This is a genomic window from Modicisalibacter muralis (assembly GCF_900102945.1).
Classification (GTDB): Bacteria; Pseudomonadota; Gammaproteobacteria; order Pseudomonadales; family Halomonadaceae; genus Modicisalibacter; species Modicisalibacter muralis.
In genome coordinates this window covers 144,109-167,024 of record NZ_FNGI01000007.1, presented here as the reverse complement: position 1 = coordinate 167,024, position 22,916 = coordinate 144,109, and the positions used below count along the sequence as shown (strand labels likewise).

Annotated in this window: 18 protein-coding genes; 11 read left to right on the top strand and 7 right to left on the bottom strand. The window is 60.5% G+C overall.

The features are described 5' to 3' along the window. The first annotated feature begins 103 nt into the window (after positions 1 to 103). A complete protein-coding gene (locus tag BLR92_RS13090; protein WP_089729276.1) occupies positions 104 to 1,363 on the top strand; it encodes a D-amino acid dehydrogenase in 1,260 nt (419 codons plus the stop codon). Between the two features lie 58 nt (positions 1,364 to 1,421). On the opposite strand, the gene BLR92_RS13085 is transcribed toward BLR92_RS13090, so the two are convergent. The 4 genes from BLR92_RS13085 to phhA form a co-directional block, all read right to left on the bottom strand. Then, complete coding sequence (locus BLR92_RS13085; protein ID WP_089729274.1) at positions 1,422 to 2,702, bottom strand: FAD-dependent oxidoreductase; 1,281 nt, start codon at positions 2,700 to 2,702, stop codon at positions 1,422 to 1,424. A gap of 90 nt (positions 2,703 to 2,792) precedes the next feature. Further along, positions 2,793 to 3,983 carry an amino acid aminotransferase gene (locus BLR92_RS13080; RefSeq protein WP_089729271.1) on the bottom strand — a complete coding sequence of 397 codons (1,191 nt, stop codon included), beginning with the start codon at positions 3,981 to 3,983 and terminating at the stop codon, positions 2,793 to 2,795. A gap of 1 nt (position 3,984) precedes the next feature. Beyond that, positions 3,985 to 4,323, bottom strand: coding sequence for a 4a-hydroxytetrahydrobiopterin dehydratase (locus BLR92_RS13075; protein WP_089729269.1), 339 nt, complete (start codon positions 4,321 to 4,323; stop codon positions 3,985 to 3,987). A gap of 56 nt (positions 4,324 to 4,379) precedes the next feature. After that, positions 4,380 to 5,192 carry a phenylalanine 4-monooxygenase gene (gene phhA / locus BLR92_RS13070; RefSeq protein WP_089729267.1) on the bottom strand — a complete coding sequence of 271 codons (813 nt, stop codon included), beginning with the start codon at positions 5,190 to 5,192 and terminating at the stop codon, positions 4,380 to 4,382. Between the two features lie 291 nt (positions 5,193 to 5,483). On the opposite strand from phhA, the gene BLR92_RS13065 reads away from it, so the two are divergent. From BLR92_RS13065 to BLR92_RS13030, 8 genes are all read left to right on the top strand, one after another. Next, positions 5,484 to 7,040 (top strand): sigma-54-dependent transcriptional regulator, encoded by a 1,557-nt coding sequence (locus BLR92_RS13065; protein ID WP_089729265.1) that lies wholly within the window; start codon positions 5,484 to 5,486, stop codon positions 7,038 to 7,040. Positions 7,041 to 7,089: 49 nt separating this feature from the next. Then, positions 7,090 to 7,701 (top strand): hypothetical protein, encoded by a 612-nt coding sequence (locus tag BLR92_RS13060; RefSeq protein ID WP_089729263.1) that lies wholly within the window; start codon positions 7,090 to 7,092, stop codon positions 7,699 to 7,701. A 2-nt stretch (positions 7,702 to 7,703) separates the two neighbouring features. Continuing rightward, complete coding sequence (locus BLR92_RS13055; protein WP_089729261.1) at positions 7,704 to 8,282, top strand: endonuclease dU; 579 nt, start codon at positions 7,704 to 7,706, stop codon at positions 8,280 to 8,282. Between the two features lie 90 nt (positions 8,283 to 8,372). After that, complete coding sequence (locus BLR92_RS13050) at positions 8,373 to 9,023, top strand: dienelactone hydrolase family protein (protein WP_089729259.1); 651 nt, start codon at positions 8,373 to 8,375, stop codon at positions 9,021 to 9,023. Between the two features lie 166 nt (positions 9,024 to 9,189). Further along, positions 9,190 to 10,581, top strand: a complete 1,392-nt coding sequence (locus tag BLR92_RS13045; RefSeq protein ID WP_089729257.1) for a hypothetical protein — start codon at positions 9,190 to 9,192, stop codon at positions 10,579 to 10,581. After that, complete coding sequence (locus BLR92_RS13040) at positions 10,578 to 11,498, top strand: hypothetical protein (RefSeq protein ID WP_245704206.1); 921 nt, start codon at positions 10,578 to 10,580, stop codon at positions 11,496 to 11,498. Before BLR92_RS13045 ends, BLR92_RS13040 begins: the two co-directional genes overlap by 4 nt. Next, complete coding sequence (locus tag BLR92_RS13035; protein WP_089729254.1) at positions 11,495 to 16,441, top strand: coiled-coil domain-containing protein; 4,947 nt, start codon at positions 11,495 to 11,497, stop codon at positions 16,439 to 16,441. Before BLR92_RS13040 ends, BLR92_RS13035 begins: the two co-directional genes overlap by 4 nt. Beyond that, the gene (locus BLR92_RS13030) at positions 16,441 to 16,833 is read left to right on the top strand and encodes a group II truncated hemoglobin (protein WP_089729252.1); all 393 of its coding nucleotides are present in this window, start codon (positions 16,441 to 16,443) and stop codon (positions 16,831 to 16,833) included. Before BLR92_RS13035 ends, BLR92_RS13030 begins: the two co-directional genes overlap by 1 nt. A 26-nt stretch (positions 16,834 to 16,859) precedes the next feature. Here BLR92_RS13030 and BLR92_RS13025 read toward each other — a convergent pair whose 3' ends face one another. After that, positions 16,860 to 17,240, bottom strand: coding sequence for a GGDEF domain-containing protein (locus BLR92_RS13025; protein ID WP_089729250.1), 381 nt, complete (start codon positions 17,238 to 17,240; stop codon positions 16,860 to 16,862). A 433-nt stretch (positions 17,241 to 17,673) separates the two neighbouring features. Here BLR92_RS13025 and BLR92_RS13020 point away from each other — a divergent pair, with 433 nt between their 5' ends. Then, positions 17,674 to 18,903 (top strand): ATP-grasp domain-containing protein, encoded by a 1,230-nt coding sequence (locus BLR92_RS13020; protein WP_089729248.1) that lies wholly within the window; start codon positions 17,674 to 17,676, stop codon positions 18,901 to 18,903. A gap of 136 nt (positions 18,904 to 19,039) precedes the next feature. On the opposite strand, the gene BLR92_RS13015 is transcribed toward BLR92_RS13020, so the two are convergent. Beyond that, positions 19,040 to 21,058 carry a sensor domain-containing diguanylate cyclase gene (locus BLR92_RS13015; RefSeq protein WP_089729246.1) on the bottom strand — a complete coding sequence of 673 codons (2,019 nt, stop codon included), beginning with the start codon at positions 21,056 to 21,058 and terminating at the stop codon, positions 19,040 to 19,042. A gap of 176 nt (positions 21,059 to 21,234) precedes the next feature. Then, on the bottom strand, positions 21,235 to 22,386 hold the full coding sequence (gene cfa / locus BLR92_RS13010; protein ID WP_089729244.1) for a cyclopropane fatty acyl phospholipid synthase: 1,152 nt from the start codon (positions 22,384 to 22,386) through the stop codon (positions 21,235 to 21,237). 206 nt (positions 22,387 to 22,592) lie between these two features. Between cfa and BLR92_RS13005 the strand changes: the two genes are divergently transcribed. Continuing rightward, a complete protein-coding gene (locus BLR92_RS13005) occupies positions 22,593 to 22,895 on the top strand; it encodes an MTH1187 family thiamine-binding protein (RefSeq protein ID WP_089729242.1) in 303 nt (100 codons plus the stop codon). Positions 22,896 to 22,916 lie beyond the last annotated feature (21 nt).

Below are 22,916 nucleotides of genomic sequence, written 5' to 3'. Positions count from 1 at the left end.
TATATTTTTCAGTATAAAAAACTAGATTTAACCTCCTATACTCGCCTCCGAACTGGCGATCGACGCCAGATGCTCAAAGGCACAATCGGCGGGGAGACGGGCAATGAAAGTACTGGTTCTTGGCAGCGGCGTCGTGGGGGTCACCAGCGCCTATTATCTGGCCATGCAAGGGCACGAGGTCACGGTGGTGGATCGCCAACCATCGCCGGCCATGGAAACCAGCTACGGCAATGCCGGCCAGGTGTCATTCGGTTTTTCATCGCCCTGGGCGGCGCCGGGTATTCCGCAAAAGGCCGTCAAGTGGATGTTCCAGGAACACGCCCCGTTGAAGATCCAGCCGCGCATGGACCCGACCATGGCGCGCTTCATGATGCAGATGTTCAACAACTGCACCGCCGAGCGCTATGCCGTCAACAAGGAGCGCATGGTGCGCGTGGCCGAGTACAGCCGTGCCTGCATCAATGAATTGCGCGATGCTACCGGCATTCGCTATGAGGATCGGCAGCGCGGCCTGTTGCAGCTGTTCCGCTCCGACAGCCAGGTCGAGGCGATCGCCAAGGACATGAAGGTGCTCGCGCAGTGTGGCGTGCGCCACACGCTGCTCAATGCCGAGGAGATCAAGAACGTCGAGCCGGCACTGATGCGCGTGCCCGGCAAGTTCGTCGGTGGCCTGCACCTGCCCGACGACCAGACCGGTGATTGCCACCTGTTCACCAATCGCCTCGCCGACTACTGCCGCGACCGGCTCGGCGTCGAGTTTCGCTTCAACGTCGAGATTCAGCGCCTGAAGCGTCAGGGCGACCGCATCGATGGGGTGATCACCTCGGCTGGCGAACTGACCGCCGACGCTTACGTGGTGTGCATGGGCAGTTTCTCGCCGTTTCTGGTCAAGGACCTCGACATTCGCCTGCCGATCTACCCGGTCAAGGGCTACAGCCTGACCGTGCCGGTGACCGACGACGGCGGCGCGCCGCAGTCCACTGTGATGGACGAAACCTTCAAGGTGGCGATCTCGCGCTTCGACGACCGTATCCGCGTCGGTGGCACCGCCGAACTGGCATCCTACGATCTGAGCCTGCTCGAGAAGCGCCGCGCCACCATCAGCATGGTGGTGCACGACGTCTTCCCCGAGGGCGGTGATGTCGCCAAGGCCGAGTTCTGGGCCGGTCTGCGCCCGATGACCCCGGATTCCACGCCGATCATCGGTGGCACCAAATACAGCAATCTGTGGCTCAACACCGGCCATGGCACGCTGGGTTGGACGATGAGCTGCGGCAGCGGTCACCTGCTCGCCGATCTGATGGCCGGGCGGCGGCCCGCCATCGATCCGAATGGCCTGGATATCGGTCGCTACGCGGCGTGATTGCTGGTAAATAGCCAAAAGGCGCTCCGATGAGCGCCTTTTTTGATGATTAATGACTCTAACCCGTAGCGGATAGCCTGAATTTGGTCAGTGCCTGGATGTCTCGCTTGCTCAGTGCCTGAGCGGTCGCCAGCGCCGAACCCGGCGCCAGTGTCCAGCCCAACGCGCCATGGCCGGTGTTGATCCACAACCCGTCGATGTCGGTTGGGCCGAGGCGCGGGCGGCCATCGGGGGTGGCCGGGCGCAGGCCGGTCCAGGCGTCGGTCGCTTGAATGCGCGAGGCCTGATCGGGCAGGAACTCGCTGGCCTGGCGCTTGAGCATTTCCACGCGCGAGGCGCGTGGCCGGGCCTGCCAGCCGTCGAGATCGGCGATACCGGCGATGCGCAGGCGGCCGCCGTTCGAGCCGCTCCCTAGGCGGGCGTAGACGACCTTGCGTGCGGCGTCGGTCACGCTGGTGTCGAAGAGTCGTTCATCGGCATCGAGATCCACGGTCAGGCTATAGCCCTTGAGCGGGTAGAGCGGCAGGCGAATACCCAGCGGGGCGAGCAGGGCACGACTAGCCAGGCCGGCGGCAACGATCAGCGTCTCGTTGGCGGCGCGTTGCTGGCGCTCGCCATCGCTGAAATGCCAGGCAGTAAGCCGGCCGGCTTCGCTTTCCAGGCGTGTGATGCGACGGCGCTCGATGCTCACGCCGTGGTTTTCCAGGTGGCTTGCCACGCCACGGCAGAACTTCGCGCAGTCGCCGACCTCCTCGCCTGGCGTCCATACCGCGCCGACCAGTGAGTTGCGATGGCGCTCGAGTCCTGGCTCGCGTTCGAGCAGGGCGCCACGGTCGAGTATCTCCTGTTCCACGCCCAGCTCGCGCTGGAAGGCTGCCTGCCTGCGCGCCTTCTCCAGCGCTCCGGCGTCGCGATAGACCACCAGCTTGCCGTTGGCACGCCAGTCGAAGTCGAGTCCCAGGCGCGTGCGCCAATCGTCAAGTTGCGGTTTTCCCAGTGCAGCCAGTTCGAGCAAGGCGGTGGTAGTAGCGCGGGCTCGCTGCCGCGTGCAGGCACGCAGGAAGGCCAGCCCCCAGGCGGGCAGCGCGGGGTCGAGTCGCGGTACCCAGCGGATCGGGCTATCGGCGTGGGTCAGCCAGCCAGGCAACTGAGGCAACACGCCGGGCTCGGCGAGCGGGGCGACGAAGGCCCACGACAGCTGGCCACCGTTGGCGGCGCTGGTGCCGCTGCCGGGTGGCTCGGGGTCGATGATACGTACTTGGCAGCCGGCTTCGAGAAGCGCCAGCGCGCTGGTCAAGCCAGTAATACCGGCGCCGATGATCGTGACTCGCTCGGCCATGACGGCTCCTGCTGCATTGCGAACGTCAGGGGATAACGACAAACGCCCGGGCGAGCCGGGCGTTTGAAAGCTAGCATGCGATACGCTCGCCTACTTGACGGCGGAGGCGATCGCCTTGGCCACGTAGGGCAGGTTCTCGCTCGCCAGGCCGGCGACGTTGGCACGGCCGGAGCGGACCATGTAAATGCCGAATTCGTCGCGCAGGTGATCGACCTGGTCCGGCTTGAGGCCGGTGTAGGAGAACATGCCGCGCTGTTCGGCAATGTGTGCGAATTGCGCATCCAGCCCGTAGGGCTTGAGTGCATCGACGAAGTCGCGGCGCAGGCCGTTGATGCGATCGCGCATCTCGGTCAACTCGTCGCGCCACACCGCCGCCAGCTCGGCCGAGGTGAGAATTTCGCAGACGATGGCGCTGCCGTGCGCCGGCGGGTTGGAGTAATTCTCGCGGGCGACAATCGCCATCTGCGAGCGGATGTTTTCCATCTGCTCGGTATTCTTGGCGATGGCGATCAAGCAGCCGGTGCGCTCGCGATAGATGCCGAAGTTCTTCGAGCAGGAGCTGGTGATCAGCACTTCGTCGAGGCTCTCGGCCATCAGTCGGGCGCCGTAGGCGTCTTCTTCGAGCCCGTCGCCGAAGCCCTGATAGGCGAAATCGACCAGCGGCAGCAAATCACGCTCCCTGACCACTTCCAGCACTTTCTTCCACTGATCCTTGGAGAGATCGAAGCCGGACGGGTTGTGGCAGCAGGCATGCAATACCACGACATCGCCGTGTGGAATCTTGGCAATCGCTGCAATCATGCCGTCGAAATCGAGGCGGTTCTCGGCATCGACGTAAGGATATTTATGCAGCGGGATTCCGGCGGCCTGGAAAATGCCCAGATGATTGGGCCAGGTCGGGTCGGAGACCCAGATGCCCTTGCCGGGCAGATTGGTCTTGATGAAATCCGCCGCCAGGCGCAGTGCGCCGGTGCCACCCGGTGACTGGGTGGCACTGACGCGTTTCTCGGCCAGCACCGGCGAATCTTCGCCCAGCACCATTGGCAGGATGACCTGGCCGTAGCGCGGGTCGCCGTGCGAGCCGATGTAGCTCTTGGTAATTTCGTTCTTCAGCAGCAGAGCCTCGGCTTGCTTGACGGCTCGCATGATCGGCGTGTTGCCGTGGGCATCGCGATAGACACCGACACCGAGATCGACCTTCTGGGGATTGGTATCCTTGTTGAAGGCCTCGATAAGTCCGAGGATGGCATCCCCGGGCACGCGCTCAATCTGCTCGAACATTTTACTCTGCTACCTCGTCGGTTCTGGCGGCCAGGATGAAATCGTTCTTGTGCAGGCCCTTCATTTCGTGGGACCACCAGGTCACGGTGGTTTTCCCCCACTCGGTGAGCAGCGCCGGATGATGGCCTGCTTCCTCGGCGATTTCACCGACCCGGTTGGTGAAGGCAAGGGCCTGCTTGAAGTTGCGGAACTTGAAGACTCGCTCCAACTGCATGATGCCATCGCGCTCGACGATCTGCCACTCGGGTATGCCTGGCTTGAGTTCGTCGATCTCGGCGCTGGTGACTTGCGGTGCGTCCCAACCGCAGGCTTCGCAGGGCTGTTCGGAAAGATGGCTCATCAATGGACTCCTTGTCTTGAAATAAAATGCCGTAGCTATTTTAGCTGAGGTCTAGCTTAGGCGTTGGCGGCTTTCTTGGGCTCGAAGGTAGGTTCGAACAAACCGAGTTTCATGGCCTCGTGGGCCATGGCCATGATGTCCTGTTCGGCCAGGTCGTGCAGCCTGTTCAGGCCGTCGATTACATAGTACAGCGGCTGCAGGATATCGATGCGATAGGGCGTGCGCAGCGCGTCGATGGGGTCGAAGGGGTAGTGTGTTGGCACCTCGGAAAGCGCGTGGAAGGTTTCCTTCGGCGAGGAAATGATTCCACCGCCGTAGATGCGCCGCCCTTGAGGAGTGTCGACCAGCCCGAACTCGACGGTCATCCAGTACAGCCGTGCCAGATAGACGCGTTCTTCCTTGCTAGCGGCGAGCCCCAGCCTGCCGTAGGTCGCGGTGAACTCGGCGAACGACGGATTGGTCAGCATCGGGCAATGGCCGAATATCTCATGGAAGATATCCGGCTCCTGCAGGTAATCCATTTCTTCCGGGGTGCGGATGAACGTCGCCACCGGGAAGCGACGATTGGCCAGCAACTCGAAGAAGGTGTTGAAGGGAATCAGCGCCGGCACCTGGGCGGTCTGCCAGCCGGTGGCTTCCAGCAGCACACGGTCGACGTCGGCGAGTTGGGGAATGCGATCCTCGGGCAGCGCCAAACGCTCGAGGCCATCGAGGTATTCCTGACAGACACGCCCTTCGATGACTTCCATCTGACGACGCATCAGCGCCTGCCAGGTGGCATTCTCGGTATCGCTGTAGTGGATGATACCGTCGGCATCCGGCTGGTGGGCCTGGTACTTGGTTGGCTTCTTGGCGCTCTGATTGTTCATGTCGGGCTCCCAATATGCAGTGCTTATGGCCGCCTATGACCTAAGTATGCTGTTAAGCATAGGGTGGCGTTCACGCCGTGAAAGGGGGGGCAAACGAGAAAAGGGTCCTGTCATTGGCATTTGAGTGTAATTTTTTCTTTACGATAGCCGGTGTCAGTCGCTCGAAAATCCCCATAAGCCGGTGTTTCGACATTGAACGGTAGGCCGGTGTCACGTTAATTTTACAGATGGGTCACGCTGATGTGACGCTTATTCCGTGTGTCGTTCTCTACTTCATCGTTGGGCCTGATCATGCGCCTCAAGTTTCACTGTCAGAACCGCATTGGCATTTTGCGCGATATCGTTTCCCCCTTCGCCGACTATGGCCTCAACGTGTCGCGCGGCGAGGTCGGCGGCGACCAGGGCAACACCATTTATCTGCACGTGCCGCATTTGCTCAATGCGCAGTTGACGACGCTCAGGCCGACGCTCGAGGAAGTGCCCGGCGTATTCAGCGTCAAGCGGGTCAGCCTGATGCCCAGCGAGCGCCGCCATCTGGAGCTCGATGCGCTGCTGTCGTCGCTCTCCGACCCGGTGATGTCGATCGATATGGAAGGGCGCATCGTCGCCGCCAATCGCGCGGCGGGGCAGATGCTCGGTGTACGCGTCGATGAAGTGCCGGGTCTATCCTTGGATCGTTACGTTCACGATATCGATTTGCCCGACCTGGTGCGGCGCAACAATGCGCGCGTCAACGGCCTGCGGCTGACCCTCAAGGATGCCATCTATCTTGCCGATATCGCGCCGTTGCATACTGAAAAGGACGACGTCGCCTCGCTGGCCGGGGCGGTGGTGACACTGCACCGTGCCGACCGTGTCGGTGAACGCATCTACCATGTGCAACGTCAGGAACTGCGCGGCTTCGAGGCGATCTTCCAGGCCAGCCCACGCCTCGCCGCGGTGGTGCGCGAGGCACGGCGTATGGCACCGTTGGATGCGCCGCTACTGATCGAGGGCGAGACAGGTACCGGCAAGGAGCTGTTGGCGCGCGCCTGTCACTTGGCCAGCCCGCGCGGCCAGGCGCCGTTCATGGCGCTCAACTGCGCCAGTTTGCCTGAGTCGATGGCCGAGACCGAACTGTTCGGTTATGCCCCGGGCGCCTTCGAGGGCGCGCGCCCGGAAGGCAAGCTGGGGCTGCTGGAGCTGACCGCCGGGGGCACGATCTTCCTCGATGAGGTCGGCGAGATGAGTCCGCGCCTGCAGGTCAAGCTGCTGCGCTTTCTGCAGGATGGCGGTTTTCGTCGTGTGGGCAGCGACGAGGAAACGCATCTCGATGTGCGGGTGATCTGCGCCACCCAGCAGGATCTGCCTCAGTTGTGCGCCGAAGGTCATTTTCGCCAGGATCTCTACCATCGTCTCAATGTGCTGTCGGTGCACATTCCGCCGCTGCGCGACTGCCTGGACGGCATCGCCGAGCTTGCCAATCACTTCATCGACCGCGCCGCCCGACAGATCGGCTGCACGATGCCGGCGCTCTCGGACGCCGCCCTGGCGCGACTCACCGCCTATCAATGGCCGGGCAACGTGCGTCAACTCGAGAACGTATTGTTTCAGGCGGTCTCGCTATGCGAAGGCAACGAGCTGCAGGCCATTCATCTGCGTATGCCGGACGTAGGAAGGAGCACCGGCCTGGCCGGTGTCGAACTCGATGGCTCGCTGGGCGAAATTCTCGGTGAGGTGGAAAAGCGCGTGCTCGCCGCGCTGTACCCCGAGCACCCCTCGAGCCGCCTGCTGGCGCGCCGTCTGGGCGTTTCGCACACCACGATCGCCAACAAGCTAAAGCGTCACGGTATCGGCGACGAAGGATAAGGCTACGCTGTCAGTGACGCCGGGCCGAACGAACAAACAAGGGAGCGCCATGCCATCGCATTATTTGCCGCTGTGGCTCAAGCTGGCCTTCACGCTGTGGGTTCTCGTCTGGGCGCCGGCCTACGCCTGGAAGCTCGGCTGGCAGAACTTCCTCTGGCTGTGCGACCTGGCCAGTTTCCTGATTCTCATCGCGTTGTGGACCGAGAATCGGCTGCTGATCTCCGCCCAGTTGCTGGCGGTGTTCGTGGTGGGGGTGTTCTGGGCGGTGGACGTGGGCAGCGCGCTGATCACCGGCATCCACCCGATCGGCGGCACCGAATACATGTTCGATGCCGCAATGCCGCTCGGCTTTCGCCTGCTCTCGCTGTTCCACCTGGTCCTGCCGCTGGTCGCCGTCTATGCGGTATTCAAGCTAGGCTACGATCGCCGTGGCCTGTGGCTGCAAATCGCGTTGACCTGGCTCGTGTTGCCGCTCTCCCTGGCGCTCACCGACCCCGAGCGCAACATCAACTGGGTGCAGGGGCCTTTCGGTCAATCCCAGACACCGCTCGACCCAATCGTCTACTTGCTGGGATTGATGATCGGCTGGCCGCTGGCACTTTACCTGCCGACGCATCTGCTGGTTATCGGTCTTCAACGGTTGCGGGCCGCCAAGCGCTGAACATGGCTTCTACGCGGCCCAGGACGTTCTCGCACATCGTCGGCTTCGACGACTGTCCCTTCGCGCGTTCGCATCGCGGCGATGTGCCCGTTGTCGGCGCGGTCTTCTCCCATGCCCGGCTGGAGGGCGTGATCTCGGGTAAGGTACGCCGTGATGGCGTCAACAGCACGCGCGTACTGACACACTTGGTGAGCGAATCCAAATTCGCCGCGCACCTGCAACTCGTGCTGCTGCAGGGCGTCGCCCTGGCCGGTTTCAATGTGGTCGACGTTCCCCGGCTACACGCCGCGTTGGGCATCCCGGTGCTGGTGGTCGCCCGTCACGCGCCGCAGCCGGGTGCCATGCGCCGGGCGCTGCTCGAGCGCATCCCCGGCGGGGCGCGTAAGTGGGCGCTGGTCGAGCGTCTCGGCCCGATGGAGCCGCTGGCTGGCGTTCATGTGCAGCACATGGGTCTCAGCCGCGAGGAGGCCGCCGCGGTGCTGCGCGACACGGCGATCAACGGCACCATTCCCGAGCCGCTGCGCACGGCGCACCTGATCGCTGGGGGTATCGCCACCGGCGAGAGTTCGGGCAGAACCTGAAAGTCGTCATCGTCTGGAGCGAAGCGCGAGACGCACTCTACACTCGGAAGACGGATATTTCGTTCGCGGACGTAAAGAGGAGGAGCTGCCATGACGACGCCTTCCAGCCGAAGCGTTGAGTTGCAGGCCGCCGGGGTCGTTCTCGAGGGCGACCTGATCGCTCCGGATAATGCGACGGGTATCGTGGTATTCGCCCACGGCAGTGGCAGTAGCCGCTTCAGCTCACGCAACCAGCAGGTGGCTCGCTACCTCAGCGAACAAGGGTTAGCCACTTTATTGTTCGACCTGTTGACGCCCGAGGAGAACGAGGTCGACGAACGTACCCGTGAGCTGCGCTTCGATATCGACCTGATCGGCACACGCATGAGCGGCGCGGTGGATTGGATCGCCCAGGCACGGGAGACACAGAACCTGAATGTCGGGCTGTTCGGCGCCAGCACCGGCGCGGCAGCTGCACTGATCGCCGCTGCTGAGCGGCCCGATAAGGTGAGTGCCGTCGTATCGCGAGGTGGTCGTCCGGACCTGGCGGGGGACTTTCTGCCACGGGTCAAGGCGCCCACGCTGCTACTGGTTGGCGGTCTCGACGAGACGGTGATCGATCTCAATGAACAGGCGAAAGCACGTATGCACGCGCCCTGTGAGTTGACTATCGTGCCCGGTGCTACGCACCTGTTCGAGGAACCAGGCAAGCTCGACGAGGTACAGGAACACGCTACCCGCTGGTTTCGTGAGTATCTTTGATACGCATGGCATGGCGCGGAAGGAAACCGGTCTACCTCACTTTGTTGCTCTCCTTCGCGGAACCTCTACTCATCATATCGCTGGTACAGTATCGACATACTCGCTAGCACAATGACCCATCGCGTCTGCCTTGGCATAATGGCGCTTTTGCCCATCGGGGAGACGCATGACCGCCTGGAGCAAGCTACTCGTCGCCACCACGCGGCTGATCGATCTGCACGACAGCGCCCACGAACCGGGCTCGCCGTTCGTCCAGGTCAGCCAGGAACAGCGCCGTGGCCTGCGTGATGGCTATTGGCTGGACATCGGCTGTCTGCTGCTCGATTACCTGCTGGATGTGGATTTCGCCACCAACAGCGCCTTCGTCTCGCAGACTCGCTGTCTGGCGCAACTGCGTGAGGACTACCCTGAACTCTCACACGACGATCTGGCCTTCGTCGTCAATCTGCTCTCGACACCCAGCGAGATTCATTTTCGCGACGGCGATAGCGGGCGAGGCACACGCAGCACCAAGCGTACCGCGCTGATCGAGAAGCAGGGCCAGACCGGCCAGGTGCGTCTGACCCCCAGCGGCCGTCAGGCGGTGACCTTGGCCAGCCAGGTCGAAGACCTGTTGTATTCCGAGTACGACGCCGCCAAGGTGCTCGCCGCGCTGGCCAGAAGCGATTTTGCGCGTATCCCCGATATTACCAACCAGATATTGATGGCGATTCGCGCACTGACCCAGGAGCTGCGCCGGGTGCGTGAAAACCCCACGCGTGAAGGCAAGCTCACGGCCTTTCTCGAGAACGAGCGCCATTATCACAATGCGCTGTCGACGATGCAGAGCACGCTGCTCAGTGCGCGCTCGCAGCTCTCTACCCCGGACACGACCCAACGCTTCGAGCATTGGTGCGAGCGCCAGGAGGACGATTGGGACTTGCGCATGCTGTCGGGCGCCATCGGCCGGGTACTCACCGCGATCGAAAATCTTTCGCGCCGGCTCTCCGAGTTGCTTTCGGATATCGCCGAAGGGCGCATCCAGTCGATGGGCGTGGTCGATTTCGCCGGCCTGTCGCGACGGCTATTGAGCGAGCCGCTAGCGACGCCGCTACGCGATGCGCTTATCAAGCGCATGATGCCGTTCGGGCTGGCCGTCGCCATGCCTCGGGTTGAGCCGCTGATTCCGTTGATCGAGACCCGCCGCGCCGAAAAGAGCGCCACGGCACTGGTGTTCGACGAACACGACGACGCCCGCCCGGACGACCCATTGCTGGCGCGTTTTCTCGACGCGCGGGGGCCGGCACTGCGCGAGCGGCTGGGTGTGTCGCCGTTATCGCTGCCCGATGCCTTGAGCGAAGGCTGGCACCGCTTCGAGGACCAGGACTGCCTGGCTCAGCTGCTCAATACCTTCGTCGATACCCATCTGCTCGATGCGGGTCTGACGGTGGGCATCGAGGCCGATGCATTCACCATCACCCTGGATGACGGGCGCCGTATCGAAGGTGCGGTAACGCCCTCCTTACGTTTTTCACCATCACAGCCCCTGGCGGCCATGGATCAGGACGAATACGCATGAACATGACCGAAATGGGCGAAGTCGTCGCCTACCTGTTGCGCTATCGCACCGCCGAACGCCAGCCCAGTGGTGGCCGCAAGCGTCGCGCCGCCCGCGAGGGCCAACTTTCCGAGCGTGACGTTTGTGCCCTGATCGACGATGCGCTGGACACCGAACGCGAGGCGTTGCGCGATTTCCTTGCTGGGCAGGGCCTGCGCCTGCGGGTCTTCGAGCCGGGCGATTATCCCGGCATCACCCCCGGCTCGCGACTCTACGCGCTGCTACCGGATACCGAACTGGAACAGCCGCCGCTGTATACCCGCGATCCGGTCTTCGCGGCCCTGCGTCTGCGTCAGGAGAGCCGCGCGGAGTTGGCGCAGTGGTATCTGCAACTGTGGCTGTTGCTGCATACGCTGCTCTATACCCGTCTGAATCGTGCGTTGTCCGACGTCAGTCGCTACCAGGAAGCGACCTTCGCTACTACCGAACTGGTCGAGCTGCTGCGCGAGCAACTCGAGGGGCTGCGCGAGCTGGGCGACACCGCTCCCGAGACCAGCCGCGCACTGCTCGACGAGCGTGGCGAGGATATCGCCCGGCGGGTGAAAGCCTTTATCGATCTGCAAATGCGCGCCGGCCAGCTCGAAGCGGTGCGCGAAACCGTGAATGATGATAGCGGTGATGTCTGGCAGCAGACCTTGCTAGGGGCGCTTGAAGCCGAGCAGATCGGCGTGCATCACCTGTCGCATCTGGTCGATCTGCTATCCAGCCAGGCGAGCCCGGAACCGACCCATGAGGACGGGCCTGGCGATGAAAAGACCCGAGCCGACTCGGCCGACATCGCTGATGAAGCTGATGCTGATGCACAAGATATTGAGGCCGAAGAAGCCGATCTGTTTGCCGACGACCCAGCGCTGGAAGAAACCGGAGGCCGCTCATGAGCGTCATCAACCGCATCGAAGTGGCCAACCTGCTCAACAAGCACGGCGATATCGCCTCGCCGTGGGACGCCAAGATGCGTCATTTGCTGCTTGATCTACGCGGCCAGTCCAGCGCCATCAGCATGGAGAACGGTTTTGGCAAGACCACGCTCGCCGAGGCACTGATCGGGCTGCTTTCGCGGGATCGCTCGCTGCTTTCGCGGGCACGGCGCAAGTGCTCGCCATCGAGTGTCGCCGGCCAGGGGCGTAGTTGGTCCCACCTGCGCGTCGAGTTTCGCTCGGGCAGCGGCGCGTCGGGGCAATCCGATATGCTCGCCGCCGCCGGTGACGAGGTCGCCGGCGAGACCTTCGTGTTCGGCATGCACGGTTATAGCGATGGTGGCGGCCTATCGTTCTATCACTATGCCGGCACGTTCGGCGATGTGCCGGTGCAGCACATCACCCGCGACGGCAAGCTGGCGCTGTATGCCAACGCCGACGTGCAGGCGATGATGCGTGCGCATGGCGTGACCCGCAGTGCCAATCGCGAGGAGTGGCTGGACGCCGTGGGCGCGCATATCTCGCGGCGTGAACTGGCCCAACTGGCGGCGTTCCAGAAGGAGGGCGGTGCCGACAAGAGCCAGATATTCAATGCCATCAAGCCGCGCGTCGGCGAAAAGGCCGACCAGGCGTTCTTCTTCGAGGTGCTGGCGCCGCAGATTCTCTCCGGCGCGACACGCGGCGAGACCGACGAGGGCGAAGAGTTGATCGAGGATGTGATCCTCAACTCGGGTTCCAAGGTCACTGAGCTGCGCCATCGCCTGAGCGAAGCCGAGCAGGATCAAAAGCGTGCCGAAGACAAGGTCATTCGGCTCGATGAACTCAACACCCAGGGCCAGGCGCTGATCGAGACACGAAAGGCCCTTGCAGCGCTGGACGAGGGCCTGGCGGCGAGTGAGCGCTTGCTGGGGGGCCAGGCGCTGATGGCGCTACCTGGGCTGCCGCAATCCTCGAGCGATGACGAAACCGACGCCGAACTGATCGCCGGTTTCGCCTGGGGCGTCGGTGATACCGATCGACCGCGCGTTTCGATCTGGCTACTCGCCAAACTCACCAACCAGGCCGAACACGGGGTACGCCAGGCGTTGTCCGAGCGCGGCGCCCGGGTCGATGCTCATCGCCGTCTGATTCATCTGCCCGAGGCGAGCTGGCCCGGCGCGAAAGACGCCAGTCACGTCGCGTTCAGCGCGGCGCGCGACTGGCTGGTTGATAGCCACGCCTTCGCGGATGACGCCGCACGCTATCGCGCCCTGGCGCGGCTGGACGAAGCCGCCGAGGCTTTTGAGTCCCTCGATGGCAATCGCTTTCGCGAAGAGGTGATCGCCGATCGCGAATACCTCAAGGAATTGAAGTCCGATGCCCAGCGCCTCGATGCGCAGTGGGAGCGACTCGAGCGTGAACGTGAACAGCTCGAATCGCGTCAGCGTGAATTTACTGACAATCAAAGTTTTTATACCCAAGCACTATCCCAAGGGTTGTTCAGCGAGGCTGAACTGGAAGCGCCGGAAGCCAGCGAGAAGGCGGCGGTGGCCGCCGCCGAGCAAGCGCGTCAGGCCCTGAATGCGCATATCGCTCGTGTGGCCAAGCTCGAAAATACCGCCAACTGGCATGCCGAGTTCACCGTTAGTCACCCGGGAACCACGCCTGGCGAGCTACTGGCGCTAAAAAGCGAGCAGCAGGAAACGCTTTCCCACGAGTTCGATGAAGCCGTCGTCGAGCTGAAAGGTATCGAGGCGCAGCATGAGTCTGCCCGCGAAGAGCTCGGTCATTTACGCGGCGAGCGCCAGCGCCTGGAGGGTGAGCAAGGGCCACTTAAGCAAGGACGAGACGCCTGGCAGGCGTTTATCGATGGCTGGCCCAATCAGTCGATCGAAGAGTTCTGGTCGCGCAGGAAAGCCGAACTGGCTGCCCTTCAACAGCAGTGCCAGCACCAAAGCCAACGCCAGCAGGACGCGAAAGCGCGTCGTACACGACTGACGCCGCTTGCTGAAGCTTCGCGGGAGTTCGCTCGCTTGCATGGCGATGCCAAGCCGGTGGGCTTGCGCGAGGCGCTGTATCGCGAATCCCGCGAGCTTGATGACGAAAGCCACCGGCTGGCCAAGGAAGAGAGCCGGCTGCGTGAGCTGCATCAGGCCCGGCTGGCGTTTGGCGATCTGACTGAGCAGTCGCCCGAGGCCTGGCTCAAGGATGCCAAGGCGCGTTACCCCCGGTTGTCGCGTGAGTTGCAGGCGCTGAGCGAAGCCATCGCCAATCGCGAAGATTACCTGGAAAGCCTCTCCGGCGATCCGCTGGCCCGCCAGGTTACCGAGGCCGAGGCGCATCGGCTGCTCGATGAGGCCGGCATCACTTTCGCGCCGCTGCATGACGTGTTAACCGGCAGCGAAGGTAACGATGATCAGCGTCGCGACTGGCTGGCGCAGGCCGCCGGGCAGCTGTTTGCCCCGGTGATCGACGGTGAAGCCGCGGCACGAGACGCCATCGAGCGCTTGATCGAGCGTGGGCTTGGCGTGCAGGTGATCGAGGCGCGGCGATTGGCCGACTGCCTGGCTGCGGGCCAGCCGCCGTTGGGCGCGGTGCAGGGTGTTGAAACCCTGGCGGTGAAAGCGGCGCTCGATCCGCAATATCTGGCTGCACTTCGCGAAGAGACCCAACAACGTTTGATCGTCGACCGTGAGCGTCGCATTGCGCTGGACGATGAAATCGTGCGGATCGATCCGCATGGTGAACGCTTTGCACTGGCGTTGCGCGCCCAGGCGGCTGTCGAGCAGCAGGTTGAAACGGCACTCGATGCGGTGGCCGAGCGCCAAGCCGCGCTCGACACTCAGCGCGAGCGACTTGCGCCACGCATGACCGATGACGCGCTGGCGGCCATCGACGATTTCCAACGCTATTTGCAGGAGGGCGGTGATAAAGCGCTGGAGGAGGCCGCTGAGGAATTGGCCGAGGCCGATATCCAACTGGCGGAGCTGGCACCGCAAGTCGCCCAGGCCGAGCGGGAATTGCACACCCATGGCGCAACGTGGCTCGCTGCTGAAAAATTTGCCGATGCCGGTGGCGTCGAGCGATTGATGGCGCTGGAAGCGCGCCTGGCCACGCTGATCGAGCAGGAAGCTATTGCTGGCGAGCGCGTCGCGCAGAGCGTTGAGCGCATCGAGACACTGCGTCGCCAACGTGACGAGCTCGATAGACAACAGCGAATGCTGTTCGCCGACGGCGAGCGCGACCGGCTACGCGCGCTGGAGACTTTCGAAAACGAGGGTGGCGTGGCATTCATGCGCGATGCCAAGACGCTCGAAGCCGAACTCGATAATACTCTGGGTATCGCCAGTCGGCGCGCCGATTTCGATTTCGCGCGCATTCGCGCCTATCTGGAGGTGCGTGACGAGAGTGGCGGCAGTCAGAAGCTCGAGCGCGAGATTGCGCGTCTCAAGCGTCAGCGCGACGAGACGCAAGCTTCGCGCAAGGCCAAAGGCAAGGAGCGTGAGGGCGTCGAAACACGCCTTGAGGACAACCAGCAGGCGATGACCTGGACCGATCAATTGGCTATCGATTGGCTGGAAGTGTTGCGTGAGCTTCCCAGCGGCTGGCCCGAGCGCCTGGCGACACTTGGCGATCTCGCCGAGTCGAGCCGCTGGCCGGCCGATCACCCCCAGGCCGAAGCGCTGGACAAGGCACTGCTTGATTGGCGGCGTCTGGCGGGCTTGGATAAGAACGGTGATGAGCACGGCAACGACACTGGGCTCGATACTGTCGAGCTTGATACCGCCGCGTTAGAAGCCTGCCAACAAATCCTGCTCGATGCGCTGAGGTCACTGAATATCGGTGAGCGTTCACGTAACCGCGAGCGCCAAGCCAAGGATGTCGAGAGCCGCGAGCGGCAATTGGCCAAGGCCCTTGTCGAAGCCGGCGATAGCCGGTTGTTCAACGAAACCGAACGCGCGCGACTCGCGACGCTGGACGGCGCCAGCCCGGCGGCGCTGCTTGATCTTCGTGCGCTGCATACGCAACTCAGCGGGCAGCTCGATGATCATCGCGAGCGGGTCGGCAAACTGCATGCTTCGCGCGAACATATCGAAGGCACCCTGGTCGAGCGTCTGGGGTCGATTATCACCGACGCCGCCGGCAATCTGGATATCTTGAAGCGCGTAGCCAAACGCAGCGGTACACGCCACGATGGCGAGAGTGGCGCTTTCTTCGAGGTCAAGGCGTCACTGATAGGCGACGACTCAGTGCGCGAGCTGATCCAGCAACTGCTTGCCGATATCGACGAGCATCAGGCCGCACAGCGCAGGCGCATGCAACACGAGGGCGTAAACACGGGCAGCGATCAGCGTCGCAAGGACGAGGAGTTGACCCGGCAGATTCGTCGGCGCATCTATCGTGGCCTGTTCCGCGACGTCTCTATTCGCCTTCGCCACGACGCCATCCGCCCCCATGGCCGGCTGTTTTCGCTCAACGAGGACATGTCCGAGGGTCAGCGTGAAGCGGTATCGCTGATGTGGCTGGTCAAGCTCTCGGAGTTCGCCATCGAGCGCGAATTGCGCGAGCTACCCGGCACCCATAAGCGCCGCGCGAGGGCCAGCCGCGAGAGCGTGATCCTGCTCGACGGACTGTTCTCCAAGCTCTCGCATCGCCGCTTGATTCAGGATTCGCTGGAGTCGTTACGCAACACCCGTGGGCGTTTCCAGATGATTGGGCTGATCCACAATCCCAACTACGAGAACGACGCAGCGATCTTCCCCACCTACCTGGTGGGCAGCGTGATCGGCGGCCAGCAGGGCCAAGGCGGCCACGTGGTGGTGCGCGATGGCCGCGTGGTCGCGCCCGAAGCCATTGGCCGTGGCGATGGTGAGGCCAGCCTGTTTGGTATTCATGTCACTGAGCCGGCAACCGAGGAGTCCTGATGCCCACCTACGGTATCGGCGATAGCACGCTGCGCGCCTTGGGTGGCGAGGCGGCGGTGCGCGAGCTGGTGGATCGCTTTTACGACGCCATGCAACGCCTGCCCGAGGCGCGCGTGATTCTCGCGCTGCATCCCGACGACTTGACACTCTCGCGCGATAAGTTGACGGCTTTTTTGACTGGCTGGATGGGCGGGCCGAGCCGCTATCGCGAACGCTTCGGCCCCATCGCCATTCCGATGGCGCATCGCCACCTGCCGATCGGGGTTGAGGAGCGCGATGCCTGGCTCAACTGCATGGCCACCGCGCTCGATGAGATGCAGGTCGATGCCGAGTTGAAAGCCTACCTGCTCGCCCAGCTACGCCATCCGGCCGAGATGTGCCGCACGCGCTGAGTTTCGAGTCTACGTTCGAGCCCGATTTATTGAATACTGAAGACCCGGTTGCGGCCGTCGTGCTTGGCGGCATAAAGCCCACGATCGGCGCGTTCGATCAAGGTGTCGCTCGTGTCGCCGTCGATATATCCGGCGACCCCGAGGCTGGCGGTAACGCTGCCCCGCTGAATGCCGTAATCGTGCTCGGCGATGATCTGGCGCAGACGCTCGGCGAGGCGCAGGCCATCCTCGAGCGGGGTCAACGGTAGCAGAATCGCCATCTCCTCGCCGCCGAACCGGGCGACCACATCCTCGTGACGCAGCGTTTCCCGGCATAACGTGGCGATCTCGCGCAGCACCTGATCGCCCTTGAGATGTCCCCAGGTATCGTTGACGCGCTTGAAGTGATCGGGCAGCAGCAGTGGCATCAATACGCTGTCATGTTACCTGCGCGACTCGCTCAGCTAACTAAGCAAACTAATTAAATTATTTGACTAATTAAAACAGTGGCTTATTGATTTCTTTAAATCCCGGGAGCATTTCCTATTGACAAATATTTTATGATGAGATGTATTGTTAGCACAGCCTAAATTAGGAATATTAGAATTGAATATATGCCGAGGGTAGTTATTATCATAGTCAGAGAATCTATGAAAAAGAATTACAATTAATTTTTGAAAAATGTTGGAGCTATGCTGGACGCATCAATGCCCGTCACTGGTATTGTTATTGCAGTTTCAACTGATAACTTGGGTTTGGAATTTATATCTATTTTAATAGAGCGATAGCTCTTTGCTGTATTCTGGTTTTTGAAATTTACACTAAATTTTTTCAGATTAGAATCATTAAGGAGGTAAGAAAATGAAGGGGATAATTGTTGACTGCTACGGAGCAGGTGTTCATTTAGCAAAAAACCTTTTATGCAAGAATGTTGAATTAGATCATGTGAGATCAAGTAATTATATACCTATCCCATTTCGCGCGACGTATAGCGAAGAAATTTTTTCTAATAGCATAATGTTAGATGAATCCCAGGAGTTATCTCAGATTGATTTGTTAAGAAAGGACGATTACGACTTTGTAATTGCCGGTAGTGAGTCTGGAGTGATTATGGCGGATAAAATCGCTTCATTCTTAAATCTTGCAGGAAATGATGTTAATTTAAGCAAGGCTCGTCGCAACAAAGCGTTAATGTTAGAGCGGCTTAAGTTAAATGGTTTAAAAACTGTGGATTCAGTGTTAGTGAATACCCCTAACTTTGAAGCTCCATCTGATTTTTACCCAATGGTTGTCAAACCAGTTGACAGCGGTGGTAGCGAGGATGTCCGAATTTGTATAGATGGTCATGCTGCAAAAAAAGCTGTATGTGATATTTTAAATAAAAAAAATATATTTGGATGTAAAAACAAAGCGGCTTTATTGCAAAAAAAATTGCTAGGCACTCAGTTTATGGTTAACTCGATTAGCTTCGAAGGCCACCATAAAGTTACTGAAATTTGGAAAGAGGAAAGAGTTCACACGCCTGAAGGTTATAGTATATATGATAAAGAAGTACTTATGCCTCATGATTTTGAATATAAAGATGAAATAATTTCTTATGTTGATGATGTTTTGACAGCATTAGGTATGCAGTTTGGGCCAGCTCATACTGAGCTTTTTTTTACAAAAGATGGGCCTGTGTTACTGGAATCTGCATCAAGAATTCAAGGTGGGATCGATGGAGAAGCTCTAGTTGCGGCCTTAGGAAGTAGCCAGATAACACAAACTGTGAATTTGCTACTGAATAACTCTAGCTTTCATTCGATTAAGCCTGACTATTCTCCAGAAAAAGCTGTCATGCTTGTCAACTTTATCGCGCACAAAGCTGGCCTGATAAAAGATATTGTTTTGGATGGAACAGTAAAAAAACTCTCATCTTTCCATTCCAGTAAGCTTTCGGTTAAAAAGGGAGGGTTTTTATCTAGAACCATAGATCTTCTTACAAAACCTGGCCACCTATATCTTATAAACGAAAGCCGTGAAAAGATTTTCAAAGATTATGAGAACGTTAGAGAATTTGAAGAGAAAGGCAAAATATTTTTTTTAGGTTAACTACAGTGTTAAGAGATATTATTGCTTCTAGTGTGCGGAGCCGCTAGTCAGCTTAGCCTTATATCTAGGTTTAAAGCTTGTTGTTCGTAAGGAAAGGAAGAGCACGCCTAGAGCTGCATAGGCTATGGTGTAGTGGTTACTTTATGCTCACGACCCGGTTGCGCCCTTGGTGCTTGGCAGCATATAGCCCGCGGTCGGCGCGTTCTATCAACGTATCGGTCGTGTCGCCGTCGATATATTCGGCGACACCGAGGCTGGCGGTAACGCTGCCCCGCTGAATGCCGTAATCGTGCCCGGCGATGATCTGGCGCAGACGCTCGGCGAGGCGCAGGCCATCCTCGAGCGGGGTCAACGGTAGCAGAATCGCCATCTCCTCGCCGCCGAACCGGGCGACCACATCCTCGTGACGCAGCGTTTCCCGGCATAACGTGGCGATCTCGCGCAGCACCTGATCGCCCTTGAGATGTCCCCAGGTATCGTTGACGCGCTTGAAGTGATCGAGATCGAGCAGCAATAGCGTCAATACGCTGCCATGGCGTCGGGAACGAGACAGCTCTTCATCCAGGCGCTGCATCAGCCGCCGGCGGTTGGCCAGACCGGTGAGATCGTCGGTGTCCGAGAGTTCGCGCAGATGTGCCTCATGGGCGACCTGGTCGCTGATATCCAGCAACACGCCGTGCCATAGCGTGCTGCCGTCGTCGCAGGTTTCGGGTTGGGCGCGGGCTGCCGCCCAGCGCAGGCTGCCATCGGGTTGGTGCAGGCGGAGCTGTGTCGCCAACGGCGTATGACGCTGCACCGAGCGTTCGATGGCGATCATCAGCGCGGTAAGATCCTCTTCGGGGATGCGCTCGAGAACCGGGCTGGCATCGAGGGCCAGCGCCTCGGGATCGAGTCCTCTCAATAAATAATCGTTGCCGGCCAGGTAGGGAAACGAGAGCTGGCCACCGGGCGCGCGGCGAAATTGAAAAATCAGCCCCGGGATGCGCTCGGTCATGATTTCCAGTCGCGCGAGCAGTTCGGCCTCGCGGCTGACATCGAGCAGCGTGCCGACCAGTTCCGGCGCCGCGCCCTCGCGTACCGGGCGCGACACACGGGCTTCGTTCTGTACGGTGAGATAATAGCCATCGGCATGGCGTAAACGATAACGCAGCGCACGGCGTTTACGCTGGTGGTGGGTAAAAGCCTCCAGCCAGGTGAGCAGGCGTGCCTCGTCGTCGGGATGTACGCGCTCACGCAGGTTGATGCGTTCGGCATCGGTGTCGAGACCCAGCAACTGCGACAGGTTGCGACTGATGTAATTGAGCGTCCACGGCGGTTGAGAATCGCAGGCGTAAAGCACCGCCGGGCTGGTTTCGAGCAGGTGCCGCAGGCGCCGGTGGGCGTTGGCGGCGCTGCGCTTGGCGGTATTCAGTTCGGTGTGATCGCGAGCCAGACCGACCAGAAACGGCATGGCCGGGTCCTGGCTGTTGTCGAGGCGGGTCAGAACCGTATGCCAGATATGCTCGCGATGGCCACGACGCATGGTTTCATCATAACCCCTTGGCTGGCCTAGCTGCTCGCATTCAGCGTAGCGGCTCTGCAGCCGCTGGCCGACGGAGGGCGTGAAGACGTCTTCCGGGCGATGGCCATTCCACTGCCGAGGCGACAGGCGCAGGGCATCGAGCAGGGCGGGGTTGCCGTAAACGTAACGAAAGGGTTCGCCGGGTGCTTCACGACGCGCGATGAAAATGCGATCCGGCATGGACTCGAACAACCGCCGGGTCAACTCGTCAAGCGCAGGGGGGAGTTCCATCGTATTGATCGGCGAGGGCGGCAGGCGGCGAATCAGACCATGCCAGCCATTGTCCCGATACACCACGCGCTCTTCCAGCCACTCGAGCCGGCCGTTCCTGGCCAAGGTATATTGACTGCAGGCTTCACCCTGGGTGCGAGCGTTTAGCAGCAGGCGCTGTCGCAGGTTCGCATCCTGACAGCGCAGGCCGGGCCAATCGGCATCGGCGGCGTAGTGTTCGAGTTCGCTTGGGGGCAACCCCAACAACTCCTTGGGGTTGCCCATCAATACCTGCCAGCCCATGTCGGCATCGGGGGCCATCCAGACCAGTACATCCAGGTATTGAACGGCGCGATCCAGTTCCGGCATGGTGGTGGGATGCATCCGCGAACTCCCTACATCGGCTTGCTGCGTATTGAACGGCCTGACGGCTGCGGCGACGATGCCAATTTCAAAACGCAGTAATATACCGACTTTATCGGCGCGGGGTTATCCGACCGATGACGTAGGAAATCACTTACATTACACGCTGTTTGGACGTATCAGCAGCGCGTAATGGATTAGCGCGGAGCGTCGTAACGTCCCGGGTGGCCCTTGGAGAAGACGATCTGCCAGAGCTGAATATCGCGGTCGCGAAAGGCACCGGCGCAGACGCCAAGGTAGTAGCGGAACATGCGACGAGTCTTGTCATTGTAGTTGGCGGCGATTTCGTGCCAGTGCGCATCGAAGTTGTCCCGCCAGGCCATCAGCGTGCGATCGTAATCGGCGCCGAAGTTCTGCCAGTCCTCCATCAACAGGCGTCCTTCGCTGGCCCGGGCGATATGCTGTATGGAGGGTAGCACGCCATTGGGGAAGATATATTTGTTGATCCAGGGGTCGACACTGATCTCGGAGCTGTTGGAACCTATCGAGTGCAACATGAACAGACCGCGCTCGTCGAGCAGCCGCTCGACGGTTTCGAAATAGGTGCGATAATTGCGATGACCGACATGCTCGAACATGCCGATCGAAACGATACGGTCGAAGCGCCCTTCGAGGTCACGGTAATCCTCGAGCAGGATTTCCACTGGTAGGCCTTCGCAGCGTTGCCGGGCAAGCGATGCCTGTTCCTTGGAAATAGTGATGCCGGTGACTTCGGCGCCGTAATGACGTGCGGCATGCTCGGCGAAACTGCCCCAGCCGCAACCGATATCCAACACCTTCATGCCCGGTTCGATGTTCAGCTTGCGGGCCGCCAGGTCGAGCTTGGCGACCTGCGCTTCGTGCAGGTTCTTGGCCTGCTTCCAGTAACCGCACGAATAGCACATGGTCGGGTCGAGCATGCGCTCGAACAGGTCGTTGCCCAAATCGTAGTGCGCCTCGCCGACGATATAGGCGCGGGCCTTGCTCTGCAGGTTGAAGAAGCCCGACTGCAGGCGATACAACAGGCGCTCGGAAGAGGTGTGAGCCCGTTCGCCAAGCCCATGACGCAGCAGGCGATAGGCCATTTCGTCGATACGCTCGCATTCCCACCAGCCCTGCATATAGGCTTCACCGAGACCCAACGTACCCTGGTGCAGCACTCGCGAAAAGAAGTCGGGGTGTAGCACTCGAATGTCCCAAGGCTGGCTGCCATTGAGGGTCACTCCCGAACCCTCGATCAGGTTTTCGATGATGCGTCGGGCGCGTGTGTCGGGAAGGGCGATAGGGCCGATGCGGGTATCACTGGTCATGCCGAACTCCATATCAGTTTGTGCGATCAGGCGCGATACGGGTACGGGCAAGGCGTTCCTTGCCATCGAACAATCATAAGTTAGCTTGCTAAATGCCCCTCACAAACTCAACAGTCAAAGACTATGCTCTTGATAGCCTAGACTAAAATATAGTCCATATGCCTTGGCCGGGAGCCAAGGACTACGCAACCAAGGAGGACGTAGCGATGCACGTTATTGCGGATTTGAGTGTCATTCCGATTGGGGCGGGGGCTTCAGTGTCGGATTACGTGGCGGCCTGTGAGCGGGTGATCGAGGAGGCCGGACTGAACCGTCATTTGCATGCGCATGGCACCAATGTCGAAGGGCCTTGGGATGAAGTGACGGCCGTGGTGAAGCGTTGCCACGAAACGCTCCACGAGATGGGCGCGCCGCGTGTACACACCACGTTGAAGCTGGGCACCCGTACCGATCACGAACAGACCATGGATGAGCGGGTTTCCAAGGTCGAAGGGCTACTCAGGAAATGAAAGCCATGCCGGTCGAGTAAC